20 protein-coding genes and 2 tRNA genes are annotated in these 22,827 nt (G+C 71.3%); 3 read left to right on the forward strand and 19 right to left on the reverse strand.

Annotated elements, in window-relative coordinates:
• The first annotated feature begins 143 nt into the window (after positions 1–143).
• Positions 144–599 (forward strand): pyridoxamine 5'-phosphate oxidase family protein, encoded by a 456-nt coding sequence (locus AB0I52_RS29050; RefSeq protein WP_363077579.1) that lies wholly within the window; start codon positions 144–146, stop codon positions 597–599.
• 92 nt (positions 600–691) lie between these two features.
• Here AB0I52_RS29050 and AB0I52_RS29055 read toward each other — a convergent pair whose 3' ends face one another.
• The 8 genes from AB0I52_RS29055 to AB0I52_RS29090 form a co-directional block, all read right to left on the reverse strand.
• Entirely contained in the window at positions 692–3,316 is a 2,625-nt protein-coding gene (locus AB0I52_RS29055; protein WP_363077581.1) for a ComEC/Rec2 family competence protein, read from the reverse strand.
• Positions 3,313–4,212 (reverse strand): ComEA family DNA-binding protein, encoded by a 900-nt coding sequence (locus AB0I52_RS29060; protein WP_363077583.1) that lies wholly within the window; start codon positions 4,210–4,212, stop codon positions 3,313–3,315. The genes AB0I52_RS29055 and AB0I52_RS29060 overlap by 4 nt, the downstream gene beginning before the upstream one ends.
• A gap of 297 nt (positions 4,213–4,509) precedes the next feature.
• Positions 4,510–5,355, reverse strand: coding sequence for a DegV family protein (locus tag AB0I52_RS29065; protein WP_363077585.1), 846 nt, complete (start codon positions 5,353–5,355; stop codon positions 4,510–4,512).
• A gap of 172 nt (positions 5,356–5,527) precedes the next feature.
• Positions 5,528–6,292, reverse strand: coding sequence for a hypothetical protein (locus tag AB0I52_RS29070; protein WP_363077587.1), 765 nt, complete (start codon positions 6,290–6,292; stop codon positions 5,528–5,530).
• Between the two features lie 326 nt (positions 6,293–6,618).
• Positions 6,619–9,486, reverse strand: a complete 2,868-nt coding sequence (leuS, locus tag AB0I52_RS29075; RefSeq protein WP_363077589.1) for a leucine--tRNA ligase — start codon at positions 9,484–9,486, stop codon at positions 6,619–6,621.
• A gap of 312 nt (positions 9,487–9,798) precedes the next feature.
• Positions 9,799–9,871 (reverse strand) — tRNA-Ala (locus AB0I52_RS29080).
• Between the two features lie 112 nt (positions 9,872–9,983).
• Positions 9,984–10,217, reverse strand: coding sequence for a hypothetical protein (locus AB0I52_RS29085; RefSeq protein WP_362962580.1), 234 nt, complete (start codon positions 10,215–10,217; stop codon positions 9,984–9,986).
• A gap of 235 nt (positions 10,218–10,452) precedes the next feature.
• The gene (locus tag AB0I52_RS29090; RefSeq protein ID WP_363077591.1) at positions 10,453–11,952 is read right to left on the reverse strand and encodes an MFS transporter; all 1,500 of its coding nucleotides are present in this window, start codon (positions 11,950–11,952) and stop codon (positions 10,453–10,455) included.
• Positions 11,953–12,246: 294 nt separating this feature from the next.
• Here AB0I52_RS29090 and AB0I52_RS29095 point away from each other — a divergent pair, with 294 nt between their 5' ends.
• Positions 12,247–13,113 carry a helix-turn-helix transcriptional regulator gene (locus tag AB0I52_RS29095; RefSeq protein ID WP_363077653.1) on the forward strand — a complete coding sequence of 289 codons (867 nt, stop codon included), beginning with the start codon at positions 12,247–12,249 and terminating at the stop codon, positions 13,111–13,113.
• Between the two features lie 29 nt (positions 13,114–13,142).
• Here AB0I52_RS29095 and AB0I52_RS29100 read toward each other — a convergent pair.
• From AB0I52_RS29100 to AB0I52_RS29130, 7 genes are all read right to left on the reverse strand, one after another.
• Positions 13,143–13,215, reverse strand: a tRNA-Ala gene (locus AB0I52_RS29100).
• A gap of 129 nt (positions 13,216–13,344) precedes the next feature.
• On the reverse strand, positions 13,345–13,998 hold the full coding sequence (locus tag AB0I52_RS29105) for a histidine phosphatase family protein (protein WP_363077655.1): 654 nt from the start codon (positions 13,996–13,998) through the stop codon (positions 13,345–13,347).
• The gene (rsfS, locus tag AB0I52_RS29110; protein WP_362962578.1) at positions 13,995–14,426 is read right to left on the reverse strand and encodes a ribosome silencing factor; all 432 of its coding nucleotides are present in this window, start codon (positions 14,424–14,426) and stop codon (positions 13,995–13,997) included. The genes AB0I52_RS29105 and rsfS overlap by 4 nt, the downstream gene beginning before the upstream one ends.
• Positions 14,427–14,700: 274 nt before the next feature.
• Positions 14,701–16,533: an LCP family protein gene (locus AB0I52_RS29115; protein ID WP_363077593.1), complete on the reverse strand. Its 1,833-nt coding sequence runs from the start codon at positions 16,531–16,533 to the stop codon at positions 14,701–14,703.
• Positions 16,534–16,552: 19 nt separating this feature from the next.
• Positions 16,553–17,170, reverse strand: coding sequence for a nicotinate-nucleotide adenylyltransferase (gene nadD / locus AB0I52_RS29120; protein WP_363031419.1), 618 nt, complete (start codon positions 17,168–17,170; stop codon positions 16,553–16,555).
• Positions 17,171–17,208: 38 nt separating this feature from the next.
• A complete protein-coding gene (locus tag AB0I52_RS29125; RefSeq protein WP_363077595.1) occupies positions 17,209–17,373 on the reverse strand; it encodes a hypothetical protein in 165 nt (54 codons plus the stop codon).
• 84 nt (positions 17,374–17,457) lie between these two features.
• Positions 17,458–17,610 (reverse strand): hypothetical protein, encoded by a 153-nt coding sequence (locus AB0I52_RS29130; RefSeq protein ID WP_164494319.1) that lies wholly within the window; start codon positions 17,608–17,610, stop codon positions 17,458–17,460.
• 110 nt (positions 17,611–17,720) lie between these two features.
• Between AB0I52_RS29130 and AB0I52_RS29135 the strand changes: the two genes are divergently transcribed.
• Positions 17,721–18,860, forward strand: coding sequence for a M48 family metallopeptidase (locus AB0I52_RS29135; RefSeq protein WP_363077597.1), 1,140 nt, complete (start codon positions 17,721–17,723; stop codon positions 18,858–18,860).
• Here the strand turns inward: AB0I52_RS29135 and AB0I52_RS29140 are convergent.
• From AB0I52_RS29140 to AB0I52_RS29155, 4 genes are all read right to left on the reverse strand, one after another.
• Positions 18,784–19,911, reverse strand: coding sequence for a hypothetical protein (locus AB0I52_RS29140; protein ID WP_363077601.1), 1,128 nt, complete (start codon positions 19,909–19,911; stop codon positions 18,784–18,786). The genes AB0I52_RS29135 and AB0I52_RS29140 overlap by 77 nt on opposite strands.
• 370 nt (positions 19,912–20,281) lie before the next feature.
• A complete protein-coding gene (locus AB0I52_RS29145; RefSeq protein WP_363077603.1) occupies positions 20,282–20,887 on the reverse strand; it encodes a hypothetical protein in 606 nt (201 codons plus the stop codon).
• Between the two features lie 65 nt (positions 20,888–20,952).
• Positions 20,953–22,236: a glutamate-5-semialdehyde dehydrogenase gene (locus AB0I52_RS29150; protein WP_363077605.1), complete on the reverse strand. Its 1,284-nt coding sequence runs from the start codon at positions 22,234–22,236 to the stop codon at positions 20,953–20,955.
• A gap of 84 nt (positions 22,237–22,320) precedes the next feature.
• Positions 22,321–22,821, reverse strand: a complete 501-nt coding sequence (locus AB0I52_RS29155; protein ID WP_363077607.1) for a hypothetical protein — start codon at positions 22,819–22,821, stop codon at positions 22,321–22,323.
• Positions 22,822–22,827: the final 6 nt, after the last annotated feature.

Raw genomic sequence — 22,827 nt, forward strand, 5'->3', positions numbered from 1 at the left:
TGTCGCAATCCACACCGAACCCGGAAGGCCCTCACTCGTTCAAGATCCCCAAGCCGTGGGATCCGTCACCAACCTCCATGGACAGAACACCTAGGACCAGCGGCGGAGGCGCGGTGCCGGTCGCGGTGACTAGCGTGCGGGACATGACGAAGCAGGAGCCGGCCCGCAGCCGGGAGCAGCGCAAGCAGGATGTACTCGATCGCCTGGAGAAGGACGAGGACGCCTGGGTGTCCACCGCCTCGGCGGACGGGGTGCCGACCCTGGTGCCGCTGTCGTTCGTGTGGGACCGGGGGACGTTGCTGATGGCCACCCGGCGCACCAACCCCACCGCGGTCAACGTGACGCCGGCCGGGCACGCCCGGATCGCCGTGGGCCACACCCGTGACGTGGTCCTCGTCGAGGCGACGGCCGAGGTGATCGAGGGGGCGGACCTTGCCACGGAGTCGGGCGACGCCTTCGCCGCCAAGCTCAACTGGGATCTGCGGGGCCGCCCCGCCTGGGTGTACCTGCGCTTCACCCCGACCGCGCTGAGGGCGTGGCGGGAGGAGAACGAGCTGGCCGGCCGTGAGCTGATGGCCGAAGGGCGGTGGCTGGACTGAGCAGACCGTGAGCTGACGGCCGAAGGCCCATGACCAAGCAAACTGCACGGTGAACTGACGGCCGAAGGCCCTTGGCCGGGCTGAGTACTCGGTCATGACCGGCCCACCGCCCGCAGTCCCGGCCCGGCGCCCGTCACCGCGATCGCACCGTCCCTGTCCGTACGGAGCACCACCGCTCCCCCGGCCCTGAGCGCGTCGACGGTTCGGGCGGCCGGATGCCCGTACGGGTTGTCCCGGCCCACGCTGATCAGGGCGAACCTCGGGTGCGCGGCCCGCAGCAGGGCGGCGTCCTGGTACGCGGAGCCGTGGTGGGCGACCTTGAGCACATCCACGCGCGGGAGCGCCGGATAGTTACGCAACAGGCTCTGCTGGGCAGGAGGTTCGAGGTCTCCCGGGAGCAGCAGAGTGAGTCCGCCGGCCCGTACGAACAGGGTGACGCTGGCATCGTTCGGCTCCTGCGGTACGGGACCGGCCGCCGGACCCGCCGACGCGCCGCCCACCGGCCACAGCACCTGCCAGTCGAGCGCGCCGATCCGTCGTCGCTCGCCGGGTACGGCCCGCACCACGGGGACACGGGCCGCCGCGGCCGTTCTCGCCACGAACGCGGCCTGTTCCGGCGGTTCGTCCAGGCTCGTCGTCTGGATCGCGCCCACCTCTCTTCCCCGCAGTACACCGGGCAGGCCCCGGACGTGGTCGGCGTGAAAATGGGTCAGCAGCAGCAACGGAACGCGAGTGATCCCCAGGTCGCGCAGGCACCGGTCGGCCGGCCGGGGATCCGGCCCGGTGTCGACGACCACACCCGCGCCGGGCCCCGCCGCGATGACCAGGGCATCACCCTGGCCCACGTCGCACATCGCGAACGCCCAGCCGGGCGGCGGCCATCCGGTCAGCGCCCGGGTCAGCGGCACCGGGCGCAGCACCGCGAGCACCAGGAGCAGCGCCGCGGCCGAGCACACCCAGGGCCGGCGTCCGATGCGCCGGGCGAACAGCACCGCCAGCCCGGTCAGCACGGCCAGCAGGAGTGCGCCCGGCCGGCCGTCGGGCCAGTCGATCTCCGCGCCGGGCAGCGCCGCCCCGGTCCGGGCCACGGAGGCGATCCACCCGGCCGGCCACCCCGCCACCCTGGCGAGCAGTTCGGCCGCGGGCATGGCCACCGGGGCCAGGGCCAGCGTGGCGAACCCGAGGACCGTGGCCGGTGCCACCGCGAGCTCGGCCAGCAGATTGCACGGGATCGCCACCAGGCTCACCCGGGAGGCGAGCAGCACCACGACGGGCGAGCACACCGCCTGAGCCGCCGCCGCGGCAGCCAGTGCCTCGGCGAGCCGGAACGGCAACCGGCGCCGTTGCAGCGCGTCGCTCCACCGGGGGGCGATGGTCAGGAGCGCGCCGGTGGCCAGGACCGACAGGACGAATCCGTAACTGCGCGCCAGCCAGGGGTCGTAGAGCACCAGCAGCAGAACGGCGGCGGCCAGCGCGGGGATCAGTGTTCTGCGCCGCCCCGTGCCGATGGCGAGCAGTGTGATCAGGCCGCAGGCCGCGGCCCGCAGCACACTCGGTTCGGGTCTGCAGACGAGGACGAAGGCGAGCGTGAGTCCGCCGCCGACCAGGGCGGTCGTCCGCAACGGGATCCCCAGCGCGGGTGCCAGGCCCCGGCGTTCGACCCGCTGAGCGCTGCCCGGCGGTCCGATCAGCAGGACGAGCAGGATCGCCAGGTTGGCACCCGAGACGGCCATGAGATGGGTGAGGTCGGTCGCCCTGAACGCATCGTGCAGTTCCGGCGTGACCCTGGTGGTGTCGCCGACGACCAGTCCGGGCAGGAGCGCCCGCGCATCGGGGCCGAGCCCCTCGGTCGCAGTGCGCAGCCCGGCGCGCAGCCCGCCCGCCGTGCGCTGGAGAAGCGTGGGCGGCCCGGTGATGCGGGGCGGGCCCTTGCCTTCGGGGCGAAGAACCGCGGCGGCCCGCTCCCCGCTGTGCAACGGGGGCGCCAGCCGGCCGCCGATGCGTAACCGGGTGGAGGGGAGCAGCCGCTGCCACTGCTCCGCCGCGCCGCCGGGTGTGACGATGACCAGCACCGGCGTACGCAGCCGGGCAGCCGTGCCGTCGGGCCCGGTGAGCCGGGTGATCTCGGCGTCCAGGAGGAGGGAGACGGGTGTGATGTGGTCGCCGCGCACCCGGGGAAAGGTCTGCCGGGCATCGGAGGTGAGGGTGATCTCTGCCTCGACCCTCGCGAACTGCCGGGCCAGTCCGGGCACCGGTCCCTGCCTCACGCCGGCGCTGTGCAGTCCGGCCGACGCCGCCCCGGCCGCCGCACAGAGCAGTACCGCCGCGGCGGCCGTCGTGTGCAGTCGCAGCCTTCCGTCACCGGTGGGGTGCGGTCGCCGCTGTCCATGACCTGCCACGTGCGGTTGCCGCCGTTGGTCACCGGTGGCGAGCGGTCGCCGTCGTACGCCGGCCGTGCTGTCCCCGTTGCCGTCCGGTGCCGCGCGTGCGGCGCGGGCCGGTGGGGCCCCCGGCACGGCCAGCAGGACCATGGCCGCCCCGAGACAGAGCACCACCCCCACCGCCACCCACCGGCCCGGCGTGCCCACCGCCAGTGCGGCACCGGCCCAGGCAGCCAGAGCCGGGGGAACCAGTCGCAGATCCGGCGGACCCTCCTGCCGCGGATCGGAGACCCCGAGCCGCCGGCCGGACGCCGTGTGGACGTCCGCGGCGCTCACGGTCGCACCAGTGGCTGAAGGTCGGCGAACCGGCGGTCGCCGATCCCGGTGACCTCGCGGAGTTCGTCGACGGACCGGAAACCACCGTGCTGGGTGCGGTAGTCGATGATGTGCCGGGCGAGGACGGGACCGACTCCGGGCAAGGCTTCGAGCTGTTCGGCGGTCGCGCTGTTGAGGCTCACCGGTCCGGTGGTGCCGCCCGGGGCCGTAGGGCCCGCGCCGCCCCCGTCCGTACCGCCTGCGGCAACCGTGCCGGGCGGTGCGCCCACCAGGATCTGTTCCCCGTCCACGAGCACCCGGGCCCGGTTGAGGCCGTCGAGATCCACGCCGGGCCGGGCCCCTCCCGCCGCCCGCAGCGCGTCGGCGACGCGTGCGCCGGACGCCAGCCGGTGAATCCCGGGCCGGCGCACCTTCCCGCTGACATCCACCACGATCCGCCCGGCCGTCCCCCCGGCGGCGGGCCGCGGCCCGGGGGACGGCTCGGGCACACCGGCCCCGTCCGCCACCGGGTCCGCGCCGGCCCGCGGTACAGGGGCGTGCCCGGTCTCGCTGACGGGATCGGGTGCACGTACGCCTTCGGGGCGTGCGGACCAGAAGTGCATCGCGGCGAAGACGGCCGCCGCGACCAGGACAACGGCGAGTGCGGCAAGAGTCTTCGGCTCCAGACCGCATCTCAGCTGCACCCACATCGGCAGCCGCTCCCGCAGCGCGGGAACCGCCCGCGCCCACCGCCCCTCCGGTTCCGCGCGCGACGCCGGCCCGGACGGTGATTCCGCCGTGGACGCCTCCGCCGTGGTTGCCGCGTCCGCCGCCTCTGCCGGCCCGAGGGCCGGGGCCGGCGGCGGACCCTCGGCCCGGGGCGGACCCGGGGCGATGCCCACCGCCTGTCGGGCCACCCGCCCCCCGTACCCGCCCGCCATGAGCGCATCCGCACGGGTGCGCGAGGCCGCGGCGGTGGCGGCGCGGTCCGGCGCGTGGCGACGGCGGCCGGGTCCGGCGCCCGCAGCGCTCCGGGCGCGCCCGTCCGACGCGGGAACGCGGCCGGGTCCGCTGCCGGGTCCGCTGGTTGCACGATGTGATCGGGAAGCCATGCCTCATGACGCTAGGCACTTCCGCCGGAACTCGCTGAGGGCGCCCGATTATGGTGGAAAACCTGCCTGTTGTGGATAACTCGACCACTCCGGACAGTGACGTCAGCGCGGCGAGACCACTGCTCCCAGCAGCCCCGGACCGGTGTGCGCGCCGATCACCGCACCCACCTCGCTGACATGCAGGTCGACGAGTCCGGGAACCCGCTCACGCAGCCGCTCGGCCAGTCGCTCGGCCCGTTCGGGGGCCGCCAGATGATGCACCGCGATGTCCACCCGCCCGCTGCCCGCCCGCTCGACGACAATCTCCTCCAGCCGGGCGATGGCCTTCGAGGCCGTCCGCACCTTCTCCAGCAGTTCGATGCGGCCGCCGTCCAGCTGGAGCAGCGGTTTCACGGCGAGGGCCGAGCCGAGCAGCGCCTGTGCGGCACCGATCCGGCCGCCGCGGCGCAGGTAGTCCAGGGTGTCGACGTAGAAGTACGTGGACGTGCCCGCCGCACGCTTCTCGGCGGCCACCACCGCATCGTCGAGGCTGCCGCCCGCGTCCGCGGCCTCCGCCGCCGACAGGGCGCAGAAGCCGAGGGCCATGGCGACCATCCCGGTGTCCACCACCCGCACCGGCACCGGCGCGTCCTTCGCCGCGAGCAGGGCGGCGTCGTACGTGCCGGAGACCTCCGCGGACAGGTGCAGCGAGACGACGCCGCTCGCCCCCGCGTCGGCGGCCGCACGGTAGGTGGCGGCGAACACCTCGGGGCTGGGCCGGGAAGTCGTCACGGGGCGGCGCTTCTGGAGCGCCAGCGCGAGGGAGCGGGCCGAGATCTCGGTGCCCTCCTCCAGCGCCTGATCACCGAGGACGACGGTCAGCGGCACTGCGGTGATGCCGTGCCGTTCCATCGCCTCGGGCGGCAGGTAGGCCGTTGAATCGGTGACGATCGCGACATGGCGGGACATGAGCGGGAGGTTACCTTCCGGGGCGGTGGCTCGGCAGTCCGACCCCGACCGAATGATCAGTTCCGGTCGCTTCGAGCCGCATCCTGCCATGCCAGGTCCCACTCGACGCCCAGGTCCCCACGACGGCCCCCGGCACTCCGCCCGTGTGCCGGGAAACGGGGCGGCTACTTCTTCAGTTCGTGGTCTCGGGCCGCGCCGTCTTCTGCCATGGGTATGTGGTCCGCTGCCGCGGGTCCGCAGCCGCGATGGCCTGCGCGATCCCCTCGTCTCCCGGCCCGCTTCCCTGCCCCTGCTCGTGCCGCTGGGCGGTTCCGGGGGCTCCGGCCGGGTCCTGCCCCGGTCCGGGGCCATGCTCGGCCGAGCGGTCGGGCTGCTGCCCCGCTACCGGCTCGTGCGTCGTCCAGTGCCGCAGCGCACCGGCCTCCACGTCGATCTGTTCGTTCAGTGCCGCCAGATCGTCGTCGGCGAACCGGCGGGCCCGGTCACGCGCGGCCCAGCGCAGCGACTCCGCCGAGCGTGTGATCTCCCCGGTGCGCTTCTTCAGTCCGGGCAGCAACGAGCCCACCGTCTTCTTGTCGGGCTCCCGCTCCAGTCGCTTCAGCTCGTCGTCCAGCTCACGGCCGTGCACACTCAGCCGCTGGAACAGTCCCAGCGACTCGGAGAGCGAGGCGTCCTCGGCCACGCCCGCCTGCAACGCCTCCTGCGTGGCCCGCATCGACATGCGCAGGGAGAGCCGCAGCTGCGCCAGCTCCCCGGCGACGCCCAGCTGTCCGTAGCTCTTCGCCCGCAGCGTGGTGTCCTCCACGGCCCGGCGCGCCTGCGTGATCGTACGGTCCACCCCGCGGCTGGCCGCCCCGATGACCTTGACACTCACATAGACGCCCAGCGCCACGAACGCGACGACGAGCAGCCCCAGGATCAGGATCACGGCTTCCATGAGCGCCCCTCGGATGGTGTGACGGCTGCCGACACGTGTTTACCGGCCCCTCCACCGTAAACGGAACGGGCAGGCCGAGGGTTCCATCGGAACCCCCAACCTGCCCGTAGGGGAAAGCCCTCACACCGTCACGACGAGGGCGAATGCCCAGGCCGTGTCCGCCTAAGGGCTGTCCCGCAATTCCTGGCGGGCGCACGACGACAGCTACGGCACCTCGCTGCGTTGTCGGAACGCCCGAATACATCCAGTATTCGGGCGTCCCTCCGCCTTGCGATGCACCGCATCTGACGCCGCGCGCTGTTCCACCAGCAATTACGGGACAGCCCTTAGGCCGGGACGATGTTCACCAGCTTCGGCGCCCGGACGATCACCTTCCGGATGCCCGCCCCGCCCAGGGCGGCGACGACGGCCGGGTCGGCCAGGGCCAGGGCCTCCAGCTCGGCGTCCGTGATCGACGGGGAGATCTCCAGGCGCGCCCTGACCTTGCCCTTGATCTGCACCACGCAGGTCACGGTCTCGTCGACGACGTACGCCGGGTCGGCCACCGGGAAGTCCTGGTGCACGACCGACTCGGTGTGGCCCAGCCGGCGCCACAGCTCCTCGGCGATGTGCGGCGCCAGCGGCGCCACCAGCAGCACCAGCGGCTCGGCGACGGAGCGCGGCAGCGGGCCGCCCGCCTTGGTCAGGTGGTTGTTCAGCTCGGTGACCTTGGCGATGGCCGTGTTGAAGCGCATGGCGGCCATGTCGCCGCCGACACCGTCGATCGCCTTGTGCAGGGCACGCAGCGTGTCCTCGCCAGGCTCGCTGTCGACGACGGTGACCTCGCCGCTCTCCTCGTCGACGACGTTGCGCCACAGCCGCTGCAGCAGCCGGTACTGGCCGACGACCGCCCGGGTGTCCCAGGGGCGCGACACGTCCAGGGGGCCCATCGCCATCTCGTACAGACGCAGGGTGTCGGCGCCGTACTCACCGCAGATCTCGTCGGGCGTCACGGCGTTCTTCAGGGACTTGCCCATCTTGCCCAGGACGCGGGAGACCTTCTCGCCCTGGTAGTAGTACGCCCCGTCGCGCTCCTCGACCTCGGCCGCCGGGACCGCGATACCGCGGCTGTCCCGGTAGACGAACGCCTGGATCATGCCCTGGTTGTACAGCTTGTGGAACGGCTCGACGGAGGAGATGTGCCCCAGGTCGTGCAGCACCTTGGACCAGAAGCGGGCGTACAGCAGGTGCAGTACGGCGTGCTCGGCGCCGCCCACGTACAGGTCGACACCACCGGTGGGCTGTCCCTCGCGCGGGCCCATCCAGTACTGCTCGATCGCCGGGTCGACCAGCTTGTCGGCGTTGTTCGGGTCCAGGTAGCGCAGCTCGTACCAGCAGGAGCCGGCCCAGTTGGGCATGGTGTTGGTCTCGCGGCGGTACTTCTTCGGCCCGTCGCCCAGGTCCAGCGTGACGTTGACCCAGTCGGCGTTGCGGGACAGCGGGGTCTCGGGCTTGGTGTCGGCGTCGTCCGGGTCGAAGGTGCGCGGCGAGTAGTCGTCGACCTCCGGCAGCTCCAGGGGCAGCATCGACTCGGGCAGCGGGTGGGCGATGCCCTCCTCGTCGTACACGATCGGGAAGGGCTCGCCCCAGTAGCGCTGGCGGCTGAACAGCCAGTCACGCAGCCGGAAGTTGACGGTGCCCTCGCCGACCCCGTGTTCCTTCAGCCAGTCGGTGATGCGGGCCTTCGCCTCGACGACGCCCAGGCCGTCCAGGGAGACCTCGTCGTTCGCGGAGTTGACCAGCTTCGCTTCGTACGAGGCGAAGGCGTCCTCCCACGTCGAGGCGTCCGTGCCGCGGTCGTCCGACGGCTCGACGACACAGCGCATCGGCAGCTCGAAGGCGCGCGCGAAGGCGAAGTCGCGCGCGTCGTGCGCCGGCACGGCCATGATCGCGCCGGTGCCGTAGCCCATCAGCACGTAGTCGGCGATGAAGACGGGGACCTGCTCGCCGCTGACCGGGTTGGTCGCGTACGCACCGGTGAAGACGCCGGTCTTGTCCTTGGCCTCGGCCTGCCGCTCCACGTCGGACTTGGCGGCGGCCTGCTTGCGGTACGCGGTGACGGCTTCGGCCGGGGAGGCGTGCCCGCCGGTCCAGACCGGGTGGGTGCCCTCGGGCCAGGCGGCGGGAATGATCCGCTCGACCAGCTCGTGCTCGGGCGCCAGCACCATGTAGGTGGCGCCGAACAGGGTGTCCTGGCGGGTGGTGAACACGGTGATGCTGCCTGCACCGTCGACGGGGAAGTCGACGCGCGCGCCCTCGGAGCGGCCGATCCAGTTGCGCTGCTGCAGCTTGATGGCCTCGGGCCAGTCCAGCCCGTCCAGGTCGTTCAGCAGCCGGTCGGCGTAAGCGGTGATGCGCATGTTCCACTGGCGCAGCTTGGCCTTGAAGACGGGGAAGTTGCCGCGCTCGGAGCGGCCGTCGGCCGTGACCTCCTCATTGGCCAGCACGGTGCCCAGGCCCGGCGACCAGTTGACGGGCGCGTCGGAGGCGTAGGCCAGGCGGTGCCCGCTCAGCACGTCGGCACGCTCGGTCGCGCTCAGCGCGCTCCAGTCGCGGCCGTCCGGGGTCGGGCGCTCACCGCTCTCGAACCGGGCGACCAGCTCGGCGATCGGCCGGGCGCGGTCCGCCTCGGCGTCGTACCAGGAATTGAAGATCTGCAGGAAGATCCACTGGGTCCACTTGTAGTACTCGGACTCGATGGTGGCGAACGAGCGGCGCTTGTCGTGGCCCAGGCCCAGCCGGCGCAGCTGCGCCGTCATGTTCTCGATATTGGACTCGGTGGACAGCCGCGGGTGCGTGCCGGTCTGTACGGCGTACTGCTCCGCGGGCAGGCCGAAGGCGTCGAAGCCCAGGGTGTGCAGGACGTTGTGGCCGGTCATCCGCTGGTGACGGGCGAAGACATCGGTGGCGATGTAGCCCAGCGGGTGGCCGACGTGCAGGCCCGCACCCGAGGGGTACGGGAACATGTCCATGATGAATTTCTTCGGCTTGGCGGCCAGCTCCGGATTGTCCGCCAGGTCACCGGTCGGATTAGGTGCCTCGTAGGTGCCCTCGGCGTCCCAGAAGTCCTGCCAGCGTGCCTCGATGTCGGCGGCCATCGCTGCCGTGTAGCGGTGCGGCGCAGCAACGTCGGCTGCGGAATTCGTCTCGCTCATGATCCTCAAAGCTCCATCGATCGTCATCTGCCGGCGCCCACGTCTACGGACACGCGTCTACGGAAACGAAAAATCCCCTCGCACAGGAGGGGACGCCGCGCCGATGCCGACCAGGCATTCTCACCGGTCGGGAGTGATCAGCGCGGCTCGCTAAGCAGAAGGCGTACGGCACGCATGGCGTCAGGGTACCGCAATGGAACGGCCGCCATCCGGGCGCCGCCGATCCGTGGACACATCGGATGGAACCGTACGGCGACACAGACGAGCAGCGGGCCACCCGAATCCGGATGGCCCGCTGCTCGATCTTCACTGTGGAGCTAAGGAGAATTGAACTCCTGACCTCCTGCATGCCATGCAGGCGCTCTACCAACTGAGCTATAGCCCCGCGTCGTGTCGCCCGGTCTCCCGCGGCGACATCGAGAACATTACCGGTCACCCCGGCCGTCCACCAAATCGTTTCCGGTCCGCCCGGTTCCGCCTGATCGGCGGGGCCCCGGTCAGGCGGTGGCGAAGGAGTAGAAGCGCTTGAGCGTGCAGTGCTCCTCCAGCAGACGGCCGTAGATCGGCTCGCCCTCCAGCTCCCGGTAGGTCTCGATCGGGTCGCCCTTTATGACCAGCGCCCGCGCGCACTCCTCGCACCAGTACTGGTAGTCCTGGTTGACCGGGTCCATGTCCCTGACGATGGGCGTACCGCTGCCGCACCAGTCGCACTTCCGCCTGTGGGCGCCCATGGGTCAGCTCCGGCTGCGGCCGCGGGCCGTGCACAAGTGGAGGGTTCCGCCGTTCCCGCCGGGCGTCCGGACCGTGGAGGGCGAACAGCCGACGGGGCGGCCGGCGCGTACGCGGGCCTCGGGAACAGGGGGCAGGTCCGGGACCTCGTGGCGACTCGCAGGCATCGCGCACTCCCTCCCGTTCGGTCCGTCGCCCCCTCCGGCGGTCCGATTCTGCCATGACCCCGCAAGGGGGTCAGCCCTGCCGGGACCCCGTCGTGCGCCGACGCCGTACAAGACCCACCAGCACACCCACGACGGCGGCCGCCGACAGTGCGAGAGCGCATGCCCACAGCGCCTCTCCCGAACCCTGCACCCCAGGCGTATCAAGGCGGTTGAGGTAGAGCGTGCCGAACCCCGCGACGCCGATGAGCTGGCCGAGCTGGGTGACGGTCACGAGTACGCCGCTCGCGTCGGCGGCGTCCTCCGGCCGTACGTTCGCCAGGGCACCCGTAAGAGTTGGACTGAAGCCCAGCGCCATGCCCGAACCGATGACGACGAAGACCGCGTACAGCCCGGCACCACCATCGCCGCCGTCGCGCATCAGGAAGCCGAGAGCCGCCGAACCGACGGCCACGAGCGTGAATCCGGCCGGGGCCAGGACTCCCTGGAGCCGGGCCGGCCAGCGCCGCCAGGTCAGCCCGATCGCACCGAAGGCCACCGCGGTCGGAGCGAACATCAGCCCGCTGCGCAGCGCCGAGTACCCCAGACCGCCCTGGACGTGGAGCGTCATCACGAAGAGGAAGCCGGCGTTGATCCCCATCACCAGGAGAATGCGCAGCGCCGCCCGCGCGATGCCGGGGATGCGCAGCACCCCGAGCGCGATGAGTGGTGCGCCCCCGCGCGCGGCCAGCCGTGTCTCGTACGCCGCGAACCCGGCGAAGAACGCCACGGAGGCGAGCAGGCAGATCCAGGTCCAGGCCGGCCGGCCCAACTCCTGTGCCAGCACCAGCGGAACGGTGAACAGGACGACGGCCACCGCGAGCATCAACAGCCCCACCAGATCCAGCCCGCGGGCCCGCGCCTCGCGCCGGGCCCGCCCGGCACGCGGCTCACCCGGCAGCACACGGACGCCGAGCACCAGCAGAACCAGCCCGATCGGCACGTTGACCAGGAAGACCGGACGCCAGCCCGTCCCGAACAGGTCCGCGCTGACCAGCACTCCGCCCACCACCTGCCCGGCCGCGGCGCCGGTGGCCAGCACCGCCGCGTAGGCGCCCAGCGCGCGAACCCGGGCCTCGCCGCTGAAGTGCCGCTGGATCAGGCTGAGTACCTGCGGGATCATCACCGCCGCACCGATTCCCTGGATCACCCGGAAGGTGATCAACTGTCCGGTGTTCGTGGCGAGTCCGCAGGCAAGAGACGCGGCGGTGAAGACGGCGAGACCCGCAAGATGGGCGCGACCGTGCCCGAAGACGCTGCCGAGCCGGGCACCGGTGATGAGCAGGACGGCGTAGGAGATGGTGTATCCGGCCACCACCAGCTGCAACCCGGCTCCGGACGCGCCGAGTTCGGTGCGGATCGTCGGGGCGGCGACATTGACGATGAAGGTGTCCAGCAGCGCCATGAACTGGGCCGCCAGCACCAGGACGAGGAGCCGTCCAGGGCGTTTGTCGGTGGTGGGGGTTTTACTGGATCTGGATACGGAACGTGGAGTTGCCCCGGAAGCCGTGGCCGTAGTCGTGGTCGTGGTCATGACCTCAAGGCTGGTCCCGGCCGCATACGGGTAACGAGAGCCCGCTGATGCTGGTACTGGCAGCACCTGGCAACACCCGGGGGAAGCACCGACGATGGGGGTGTGACGACGGTGACGGCACGACATCGGGTAGCAGAGGAGCGGCCGGACCAACCTGCCCGGCAGGAACCGGCGCTTCAGGAACAGGTGCTTCAGAAACGGGTACTCCGGGAACGGGCGAGGCGGACCGGGCGGGGGCCGCAGCACGGCCGGCGGCCGGAGCTCGCCGACTTCCTGCGCAGCCGCCGGGCCCGGGTGACACCGGCCGACGTGGGCATGGCGCCGGGGTTCCGGCGCCGCACCCCTGGCCTGCGCCGCGAGGAGGTCGCCCAGCTCTCCGGCGTCGGGGTCACCTGGTACACCTGGCTGGAGCAGGGCCGTCCGATCAACGCCTCCGCGCAGGTCCTGGACGCGGTGGCCCGCACCCTCCGGCTGGACCCCTCGGAGCGCGAGCACCTCTACCACCTGGCCGAGGTGGCCTGCATCCCGGGCAGGCAGTGCGACACGATCGAGGTCGGGCAGGAGGTCCAGGGCATCATCGACGCGCTCGACCCGCACCCGGCGGTCGTCTACAACACGCGGTACGACGTACTGGCCACCAACCCCGCCTACCGGGATCTCTTCGGTGTACCCGAAATGCTGGACACCGGGATCCGCAATGTGCTGTGGGCGCTGTTCACGGTCCCCGAGAAGGACTGCCCGGTCGTTCACCGCACCCGGGAGCTGCCGCTCATGGTGGCGACCCTGCGGGGCGGCTACGGACGCCATGCGGGCGAACCCGCCTGGGAGACGTTCGTCGCGGACCTTTCCGCGGCCAGCCCGTACTTCGCCCGGCTGTGGCGCAGCGGGGACGTCGCCCCGCCCGGCCCCCGGGTGAAGACCTTCCGGCACCGCGCCGCGTCCGCCGAGATACGGATGACGTCGGTGTCGCTCTCCGTCAACGGGCTGCCGGAGTGCCGGATCGTCGCCTACACGCCGGCCGACCGGGAGAGCGAACAGCAGATGGCCGCTCTGCGCGCCCGCCGGGAAGTGTGTCCGCGAGATGTGGCCGCCGGCTCCGGCACCGCCGCGCCCCAGCGGCCCGGTCCCACCCCGGCCCAGCAAAAAGATCCCGCCCCCTGACGGGGACGGGATCTTGATTGTCCTGATTGTGGAGCTAAGGAGAATTGAACTCCTGACCTCCTGCATGCCATGCAGGCGCTCTACCAACTGAGCTATAGCCCCGCTGTCCGCTGTGTTTCCCTGCGTTTCCGCGCTGCGAACAAGAAGAACTTTAGCCTGTGACCAGCCTGAAAGTGAAATCAGGCCGACGCCGCCCGAAGGCGCCGTCCGGGCACTGCGCGGACGGCCGGTTCAGTCGTCGTCGCCGAGCACCGGCTCGGGCAGCGTGCCCGCGTTGTGCTCCAGCAGACGCCAGCCCCGCGCGCCCTCGCCCAGCACCGACCAGCAGCAGTTGGTCAGCCCGCCGAGCCCTTCCCAGTGGTGTGACTCCAGGCCCAGCAGCCGGCCGATGGTGGTCCGGATGGTGCCCCCGTGACTGACGACGACGAGCGTGCCCTCGTCGGGCAGCTTGGCCGCGTGTGCGAGCACGACAGGAGCGGCCCGGTCGGCGACCTCGGTCTCCAGCTCGCCGCCGCCGCGCCGCACCGGCTCGCCGCGCTTCCAGGACGCGTACTGATCGCCGAACCGCCCCACGATCTCCTCGTGGGTGAGGCCCTGCCACGCGCCCGCGTAGGTCTCACGCAGACCGGGGTCGTGCGTGATACCGAGACCGGTGATCGCGGCGAGCTCGGCGGCGGTGGCCGCGGCCCTGCGCAGATCGGAGGCGACGATCGCGTCCGGCTTCAGCGAGGCGAGCAGCCGGGCGGCCCGACGGGCCTGTCCGACGCCGGCCTCGGTCAGCTCGATGTCCGTGGAGCCCTGGAACCGGCGCTCCAGATTCCACCCCGTCTGGCCGTGTCGCCAGAGGACGATCCTGCGGCCCCTGCCGCTTCCGCTGCCGTTCAGCTCTGGTCACCTTCCGTGCCGCCGGTGAGCTGTGCGTGCTCCTCGGCCTTGCCGCGGGTCTTCACGGCGTCCTCGGGCAGAGCGATCTCGGGGCAGTCCTTCCAGAGGCGCTCCAGCGCGTAGAAAACGCGCTCCTCGCTGTGCTGGACGTGGATGACGATGTCGACGTAGTCGAGGAGGATCCAGCGGGCGTCGCGGTCACCCTCGCGGCGGACCGGCTTGACGCCGAGATCCTTCTGGAGCTGCTCCTCGATCTCGTCGACGATCGACTTGACCTGGCGGTCGTTGGGGGCCGAAGCCAGCAGGAAGGCGTCCGTGATCGACAGCACATCGCTGACGTCGTACGCAATGATGTCGTGCGCGAGCCGGTCGGCGGCCGCCTGAGCGGCGGCGTTGATGAGCTCGATGGAGCGGTCCGTGGCGGTCACAAGCAGGCTTTCGTCGGCGGGCAGATCGACCTCTAGGGTCTCACGGACCGCCGACAGCCCACGCAGCCATTGTCCGAAGAGCGTTCAGCGACTCCGGAACGGCCTGCGGGACAGGTCGGGAACGGCCTGCGGGACAGCTCAGGGACGGCTTCGGGGCAGCTCGGGAACGGCTGCGGGGCGGCTCGGAACGGCCGTGGGGCAGCTCCGGAACCATCCCGCAGCCGCCCCACAACCGATCCCGGCCGATCCGGCCGATCACATCGACCTGGCCTGCCTAGTCGACCTTGTAGTCCTGTCCGATGACGACGGACACGTCCGCGTTCCCGGTCGGCTTGCCCTTCTTCACCGCGCTCGTCGGCAGGTCGAGCGTCTTGGCGACCTGGGTCGCCTTCTCCTTGTTGGCGGCGTCCTTGTAGATGATCTCGGAGGAGGCCACGGCACTGGTCTTCCCGCCGTTGACGAAGGCGTAGCCGCCATTGACCAGCTTGATCCGGGCGGACTCCGTGCCGCGCTCGCTGCCGGTGGCGTTCCTGATGGCGACCCGCACCGCCGCGTCCGCCGCCGGAGCCTTGACCGTGCCGCCCAGGATGTCCTTGACCACGCTGTCCGCCGCCGAGTCGGTGAGGCCGCCGTCTTCCTGGACCGGCAGCAACGCCGTCTTGTAGTCACCGACCTTGGCGTGCTCGGCAAGCTTGGCCAGGGAGGCGCCGAGGTCCTTCTCGGGGAGCGAGGGGTCGAGGATCTGGGCCAGTGTCTGCACGGTGACGGTGGCGGCCTTCGGATCGTCCGAGATCTTCCGCAGCACTCCGCGCATGACCTGCCCGAACCGCATCAGCTGCTTCGCCTCGGCCTCGTCGGGGCCGCGGTAGGTGGCGTACGCGACGGCCATCGGGCCGCTGAGCGTCTGCGCCGTCCCCTTCTTCACCAGGGGCGAGGTCCCCTTCTTGGCGTCGGGCACATCGGTGTCGGTGTCGACGTCGATGTTGCCGACCAGGTCGACGAGGTTCTCCAGATACGGGGTGTCGAGCCGCCAGGTGCCGCTGATCTCGGTGCCGAGCAGCGTGTCGATGGACTCCCGGGTGCCGGTGGTGCCGTCGTCCTCGACCGACTTGCCGAGCGTGCTCGTGTTGCCGTCCTCGTCGGAGACCGCGAGGGAGTTGGGTAGCAGGACCGTGGCTCCCTGCTTGGTGGTGACGTTGTCGACGAGCAGCGCCGTGGACGTGCCGCCGCCCTTGGTGTTGTGGAGATGGACCACGATGACGTCCCGCCGCTGGGGACCGGTCGTCGCGGTGTCCTCCTTCTCCGAGGCGGAGAAACCGGGGAGCTTGCCCGCGGACCACAGGTAACCGACGCCGCCGACCACGACCAGGGCCACCACGACAATCAGCGCGACCATCCGGTTGTGGCCGCGGCGCCGCGCTTCCTCCCGGCGCTCGCTGCGGCTCTCGGTGAACTTGAGCCAGTCGATGACGTCTTCGGAGTCCTCATCGGGCTCCTCGATGAAGGAGAACTGCTCGGTGCCGTAGTCGCGGTCACCGCGGCGCTGCCCGGGGACGGCCGCCTCCGGCTCCGCGTCCGGTGCCGGACCGGGGTCCCGCGGCGGTGGGACAGGCGCGGGAGCCGGCGCGGGAGCGGGCGGCGGGGCCTGCTGCGGGACGTTCCACTGCTGCTGAGTGGTGTCGACCGCGGCCGGCTGCTGCCCGGTGTCGTAGCCGTAGCCGTCGTAGCCGTAACCCTGCTGCGGGGCCTGGTGCTGCTGGGGCTGTTGCTGCTGGGCCGCGTACGGGTCGTACTGCTGCGGGGGCGGGCCCTGTTGCTGCTGCTGCCCGTGCTGTTGCTGTTGCTGTTGCTGTTGCTGTTGCTGTTGCTGCTGGGCGTACGGGTCGTAGCCGTAGCCCTGGTCCGTCTGGGGCGGCGGCTGCTGCCCCAGGTGTTGCTGTGTCTGCTGTTGCTGCGTCTGCTGTTGCTGCGTCTGCTGTTGCTGCTGCCCGTACGGGTCGTACTGCTGCTGTCCGGGCTGCTGGTACACCGGCTGCCCGTACTCGTCGTAGCCGACGATCTGCGGCTGCTGGTAGTACGGGTCGTACGGATTCTGTCGGTCGTTCACCGGTGCCCCTCTCCGTGGCTCATTCGCCGCGGTAAAGCTGGCGCTTGTCGATGTAGCGGACCACACCGTCCGGCACCAGGTACCAGACCGGATCGCCCTCGGCGACCCTCCCACGGCAGTCCGTGGAGGAGATCGCCAGCGCGGGAACCTCCACGAGAGAGACACCGCCCTCCGGCAGACCGACGTCCGTGAGCACATGCCCCGGCCGCGTCACACCGATGAAGTGGGACAGCGAGAACAGCTCGTCGGCGTCCCGCCAGGTGAGGATCTGGGAAAGCGCGTCGGCGCCGGTGATGAAGAAGAGGTCCGCGTCCCCGTGGACCGCGCGCAGGTCCCGCAGGGTGTCGATCGTGTACGTGGGACCGTTGCGGTCGATATCGCTCCGGCTGACCGAGAACTGCGGGTTCGACGCCGTCGCGATGACCGTCATCAGATACCGGTCCTCGGCCGCGGACACCTGCTTGTGGCTCTTCTGCCACGGCTGCCCGGTCGGCACGAAGACCACCTCGTCGAGGCGGAACTGGGCGGCCACTTCGCTGGCCGCCACCAGGTGTCCATGGTGAATCGGGTCAAACGTCCCGCCCATCACGCCGATTCGGCGCTTTCCGGGGCCGGTAGGCACTTCCTGCTCTCCCATGCGTGCAGAGCCTACTGGCACAGCTGTACGCCTCGGCCTCAGCGGTCGCGGTTGAAGCGCGTGGTGATCCACAGAAGGAGGAGAAGCGCGACAAGCGCACCGCCACCGGTGAGGAGCGGGTTGAGGCTTTCGTGGTTGCCGCCGTGCTCGGCGCCCTCGGCGGCGACGGTGACCAGCTGGTGTGCGGTGTTCGTGAGGCTCATCTTCGTCAGGACCTATCGATCGGGAGGCGGAGGGAAGACGTCGCGGACATCGTATGCGGGACCCCTGGGCACGCTCACGCCGACTCAGTCGTTGTTGTCATCGTTGCGGTATCCGCGCAGCAGGAACCAGGCCAGCAGTGCGGCTCCGACGAGCGAGACGAGCAGCACGATGCGGAGTGTGTTGCCAGGTCCCTGCTCTTCGGATGCGGCGGCGAGCAGAGCAACGGTGTGCGGCATGTCGGGCGTCTCCTCAGTTATCCACAGCCCCCCGCACACCGTAGCGCCAGCACCTAGGCTGGGATTTGTCAGGGGGCGAGCGACGTCTCGTACGAACAGGGGGCCTATTCATGACCGAAAGCAGCCACGAGAGTCACGAGAACGTGCCGAGCAGGCAGCGCAGGCGTTTCCCGGGAATCTCGTCCCGGGCGTACGAACACCCGGCGGACCGCTCGGCCCTGGTCGCCCTGCGGAAGCTGAGCGGTTTCGACACCGTCTTCAAGGCGCTGAGCGGTCTGCTCCCCGAGCGCAGTCTGCGACTGCTCTTCCTGTCGGACTCCGTCCGGGTGAGCGACGCCCAGTTCGCCCATCTCAACAGCATGCTGCGGGACGCCTGTTACATCCTGGACCTGGAGAAGGTCCCGCCGATGTACGTGAACCAGGACCCGCAGCCCAACGCCATGTGCATCGGTCTCGACGAGCCGATCATCGTGGTGACGACGGGCCTGGTGGAGCTGCTCGACGAGGAGGAGATGCGCGCGGTCGTCGGCCACGAGGTGGGGCACGCCCTCTCCGGTCACGCCGTGTACCGCACGATCCTGCTCTTCCTCACCAATCTCGCCCTGAAGGTGGCCTGGATCCCGCTCGGCAACGTCGCGATCATGGCGATCGTGACGGCGCTGCGCGAGTGGTTCCGCAAGTCGGAGCTGTCCGCCGACCGGGCCGGGCTGCTGGTCGGCCAGGATCTGCGGGCCTCGATGCGCGGACTCATGAAGATCGCCGGAGGCAACCACCTCCACGAGATGAACGTGGACGCCTTCCTCGCCCAGGCCGACGAGTACGAGAAGGGCGGCGACCTGCGCGACTCCGTGCTCAAGATTCTCAATGTGCTGCCCCGTTCGCACCCGTTCACCACGGTCCGGGCGGCCGAGCTCAAGAAGTGGTCGGAGACCCGCGACTACCAGCGGATCATGGACGGGCACTACCCGCGTCGTGACGAGGACAAGGACACCTCGGTCACGGACGCCTTCAAGGAATCCGCCTCGCACTACGCCGATTCGGTGCGCGGCAGCAAGGACCCGCTGATGAAGCTGGTCGGCGACATCGCGGGCGGTGCCGGCGATCTGGGCGGCAAGCTCCGTGACAAGTTCACCGGCGGAAGCGGCAGCGGCGCGGGCACCGGCAAGGGCGACGCTACGGGCGGCTCGCAGGAGTCCCGGAGCCCTGAGGACCCTGAGGGGCCGCCGGAGCCCGGGTCGGCAGGGAGCTGACCTCCAGCGTCCCGCACAGCGCGGCGGTGGGCCGGTCCGTCTCGTACGGGTCGGTGCCCGCCGGGCCCCGGGAGACCGCTCGCCGCCCGGCGAGCAGCGGTCGCAGCGCACCGCTGGTATCGGCCGTGCAGGACTGCGGCCCGGCCTGGACGTAGCTGGTCCGCACCTCCAGCCGGCCCAGCCGCAGATCCTCCCGGTCGAGCCGGAAGCGCAGCTCCCGCCGCACGGTGAACAGCGACGCGCCATCGGCCTGTTGGGGGCCCGAGACGGCCGGGCGGAGCGCGTAGGTGAAGGTGTGGTCCGACATCACCTCCAGCGCGTCGGACCCCACCTCCGCGTACCGCAGCGTGCCCCGGACCCGGACCTCCGGGGCGGGGGCGACCTGAGCCGGGTCGAATCGCACGAGCCAGCCGGTCGCGGCGTGCTGCCCGTCGTCGTACGGCTCGTTCATGCTCCGCTCGAACTGGGCCGTCTGGTCCGGGTCGAGCAGTGACTCCACCGGCCGCACCGTGTTCCCGCCGAGGACGTCGGGGTCGAGCGAGGAGGCCACCAGATAGTTCTTGACCGTGGCCAGGGCGGCGACCACCTGGCTCACCGAGAAGTTGTCCGTCCGCCGGGCCACCGGAGGACTGATGCCTTCGCCGCCCTTCGGGTAGTGGGCGGCGGGGCTGCTCGCGAACAGGCCGGCCGGTGTGCCCGCGGGTACGACGCCGCGCGGCGCCAGGGGGACGAAGGTCATCCGCAGCGGCTCGGCCCGCCTGCCGACGGGGGCCTGGTAGGGGTGGCGAAAGCCCATGAAGACGGCCGTGCCGAAGGCGAGGGCTATCAGGACGACCAGGGCGAGCGCGGCCCGGGAGCCGGTGCGCAGGGTCCGGCCCGGCAGGCTCCGTACGGCACGGGCGTGCTCCCCCATGCGCTCCTGGGCGGAGAACTCCTGAAGCCGGGCGGCCCGGACGAAGGACTCGTCGAAGACGAGCGACCGGTACTCGTCCTCGCCGCCGTTCCCGCTGTTGTCCGCCGGGCCTTCGGGGGGATCTCCGTGGTCTGCCATGGCTTCTCCCGACTCCACGTCACCGACCGGAGGCCGGTGCGGTGCGCCCCCGCCGCGGCCGGACGGCCTGGGCAGGGCCTGCCCGTCATGCGGGGGGCATGTCCGGGCAAGTGAGGAGCCCCCTCTTCGAGCAGGTGAGGGGTCATACCTTGAGAGTAGGTCGATTACGACGAACGTAAACGCGGAGGCGGGCCGAGAACTGCCCCGGGACTCCGCCGGGACGCACGCGGCGGACGCAGGCGGCGCCGGGCGACCCCGGACGGCCCCGGACGGCCCCGGACGGCCCCGGGGGGCCCGGCAAGGGAGAGCCGGGGTGCGTCCGGGGGTGCGGGGCTGTCCGGGGGTACGGGGCTGCTGGAGCGGGTTCGCGTCAGGGCGTGCGCGGGGCCGCGGAGACCACCGGGCGGAGGTAGCTGCCCGAGACCGACGGGACCGCGGAGGAGGCCGCCGGGGCGCTGTCCACTCCGGTGGTGGCCGGCGGCGGGACCTGGTCCTGCCGGTCGCCCGAGGTGTTGCGGTAGACGGCACTGAAGGCCAGCGCGACCATGCCGATGCCCATCACCAGGGCGAGCAGCCAGGCCACCGGCCGGTGCCAGCGGGCGGCTCCCCGATAGGGGCGCAGGGCGCCGCCGTGGCGCCCGTAGGGGCCGCTGTCGTAGTAGTCGTCGCCGTCGTCCGCGTCGGGCCGGTCGTCGTAGGCGCTCCCGCGGCCGTACCCGCCGCGCGGCCCGTAGCCGTCGTCGTAGAGATCGTCGTCCAGCGGCCCGCCGCCGGACCGGGCACGGAAGGCCTCCGCGTCGGCGCGCGCCTCGGCGGCCGCCGACATCCGCTCGACAGCGGTCGGCTCATGGAAAGCGGCGGCCTGTACGAAGTCCTCGTCGAACACCACGGAGGCGAAGTCCTCGTCCGCGCCCCCGCGGTCGTCGTCGGGCTCCCAGCCGTTCGGGAACGGCCTGCCCCCCACGTCGTCCGGCACGGCTTCAGCCTAGCCCCGGAGGGGCGTTTTGGGCAGGGAGACCGCACATTCGGCGCATCCCGAACTCACCTCACATGGCCGTCGCCGGTCACGATGTACTTCGTGGAGGTCAGTTCCGGCAGCCCCATCGGGCCCCTGGCGTGCAGCTTCTGCGTGGAGATGCCGATCTCGGCGCCGAAACCGAACTGGCCGCCGTCGGTGAAACGCGTCGAAGCGTTCACGGTCACCGTCGTCGAATCCACCAACTGGGTGAAACGGCGGGCCGCTGCCTGCGAGGTGGTCACGATCGCCTCGGTGTGGCCGGACGACCAGAGCCGGATGTGCGCCACGGCCGCGTCCAGCGACTCCACGACGGCGGCCGCGATGTCGTACGAGAGGTACTCGGTCTCCCAGTCCTCCGGCGTCGCCGCCACCACCGTGGCCTTGGACCCCTCGGCGTGCTCCATGACCCGTTCGTCGCCGTGCACGGTCACACCGGCCTCGGCCAGGGCGTCCAGGGCACGCGGCAGGAAGGCGTCGGCGACGTCCTTGTGGACCAGGAGCGTCTCGGCCGCGTTGCAGACGCTGGGACGCTGCGCCTTGGAGTTGACCAGGATGGCGACGGCCATGTCGAGGTCGGTCCGCGCGTCCACGTACACATGGCAGTTGCCGGTACCGGTCTCGATCACCGGGACGGTGGACTCCTCGACGACGGTGCGGATCAGGGAGGCGCCGCCGCGCGGGATGAGCACGTCGACCAGGCCGCGGGCCCGCATGAGCTCCCGTACGGAGTCACGGTTCTCGCCCGGCACCAGCTGGACCGCGTCGGCCGGCAGGCCGGAGCCGCCGACCGCGTCGCGCAGGACCCGGACCAGTGCCTGGTTGGACGCGTGGGCGGAGGACGAACCGCGCAGCAGGACCGCGTTGCCCGACTTCAGGCAGAGGGCGGCGGCGTCCACCGTCACATTCGGCCGGGCCTCGTAGATGATCCCGACGACGCCGAGCGGTACCCGGACCTGGCGCAGATCGATGCCGTTGGGGAGCGTCGAGCCGCGCACCACCTCACCGACCGGGTCGGGCAGCGCCGCCACGTCCCGCACATCGGCGGCGATGGCGCGGATCCGCTCGGGGTTCAGGGTGAGCCGGTCGACGACCGACTCACTGGTCCCGGCCTCGCGGGCGCGCGCCACGTCCTCGGCGTTGGCCGCGATGATGTCGCTCGTCCGTACTTCGAGCGCGTCCGCGATCGCCAGCAGCGCGTCGTCCTTCGCCGCACGGGGAAGCGGCGCGATGTCGGCGGCCGCGGAGCGTGCGCGGTAGGCGGCCTGGGCGACCGGGGACATGTTGTCGTACGGCGAAAGCGTGGTCATGCCCGCAGAGTAGTGCGCACACTGCGGGCATCCGTCACGTATCCCGTGATGCGAGACAGCCGCCGGCCGCCCCCGGCCGCCGGGTCAGTACGGGTGCACACCGACCGGGGCGGCCGGGGGCGGTCCGTATCCCTCGGCGATGCGCTGGTGGTACGTCTCGCGGTCGATGACCTCCAGGCCGACGATCTCCCACGGCGGCAGACCGGCGCTGGAGCGGTGCTCGCCCCACAGCCGCAGGGCGACCGCCGCCGCGTCGTGCAGGTCGCGGGCCTCTTCCCAATAGCGGATCTCCGCGTGGTCGTTGGCGTACCGGCTGGTCAGCAGGAAGGGGTGGTCGTGCGCGAGCTGTTCGAGGCCGCGTCTGACCTCCTTCAGCGGAATCTCGGCGCCCGAGACGCAGAGTGTGATGTGCCACAGCTTCGACTGGGTGAGCTCCTGGCTCACCGCCGGCTGTTCGGCCCCGGCGGGCCGCTCGTCCCTGAGGTCCGCGGACCTCCTCCCGTCGAAATCGGCACCTGCTCCGACGCTGGTCAGGGCGCGGCCACCCGTTCCTCGGGGCGGCGCCCCCGGGCGCGCTCGTCTCACCGGCGG

This window comes from Streptomyces sp. NPDC050423 (assembly GCF_040655445.1).
Lineage (GTDB): Bacteria > Actinomycetota > Actinomycetes > Streptomycetales > Streptomycetaceae > Streptomyces.

What these genes read in the sequence shown, in the direction of transcription:
- AB0I52_RS29050 (WP_363077579.1), top strand. Translation starts at nt 144, where the DNA reads ATGACGAAGCAGGAGCCGGCCCGCAGCCGGGAGCAGCGCAAGCAGGAT.
- AB0I52_RS29065 (WP_363077585.1), bottom strand. Translation starts at nt 5,355, where the DNA reads ATGTCCCGCCATGTCGCGATCGTCACCGATTCAACGGCCTACCTGCCG.
- AB0I52_RS29070 (WP_363077587.1), bottom strand. Translation starts at nt 6,292, where the DNA reads ATGGAAGCCGTGATCCTGATCCTGGGGCTGCTCGTCGTCGCGTTCGTG.
- leuS (WP_363077589.1), bottom strand. Translation starts at nt 9,486, where the DNA reads ATGAGCGAGACGAATTCCGCAGCCGACGTTGCTGCGCCGCACCGCTAC.
- AB0I52_RS29085 (WP_362962580.1), bottom strand. Translation starts at nt 10,217, where the DNA reads ATGGGCGCCCACAGGCGGAAGTGCGACTGGTGCGGCAGCGGTACGCCC.
- AB0I52_RS29090 (WP_363077591.1), bottom strand. Translation starts at nt 11,952, where the DNA reads ATGACCACGACCACGACTACGGCCACGGCTTCCGGGGCAACTCCACGT.
- nadD (WP_363031419.1), bottom strand. Translation starts at nt 17,170, where the DNA reads ATGGGAGAGCAGGAAGTGCCTACCGGCCCCGGAAAGCGCCGAATCGGC.
- AB0I52_RS29125 (WP_363077595.1), bottom strand. Translation starts at nt 17,373, where the DNA reads ATGAGCCTCACGAACACCGCACACCAGCTGGTCACCGTCGCCGCCGAG.
- AB0I52_RS29130 (WP_164494319.1), bottom strand. Translation starts at nt 17,610, where the DNA reads ATGCCGCACACCGTTGCTCTGCTCGCCGCCGCATCCGAAGAGCAGGGA.
- AB0I52_RS29135 (WP_363077597.1), top strand. Translation starts at nt 17,721, where the DNA reads ATGACCGAAAGCAGCCACGAGAGTCACGAGAACGTGCCGAGCAGGCAG.
- AB0I52_RS29140 (WP_363077601.1), bottom strand. Translation starts at nt 19,911, where the DNA reads ATGGCAGACCACGGAGATCCCCCCGAAGGCCCGGCGGACAACAGCGGG.
- AB0I52_RS29150 (WP_363077605.1), bottom strand. Translation starts at nt 22,236, where the DNA reads ATGACCACGCTTTCGCCGTACGACAACATGTCCCCGGTCGCCCAGGCC.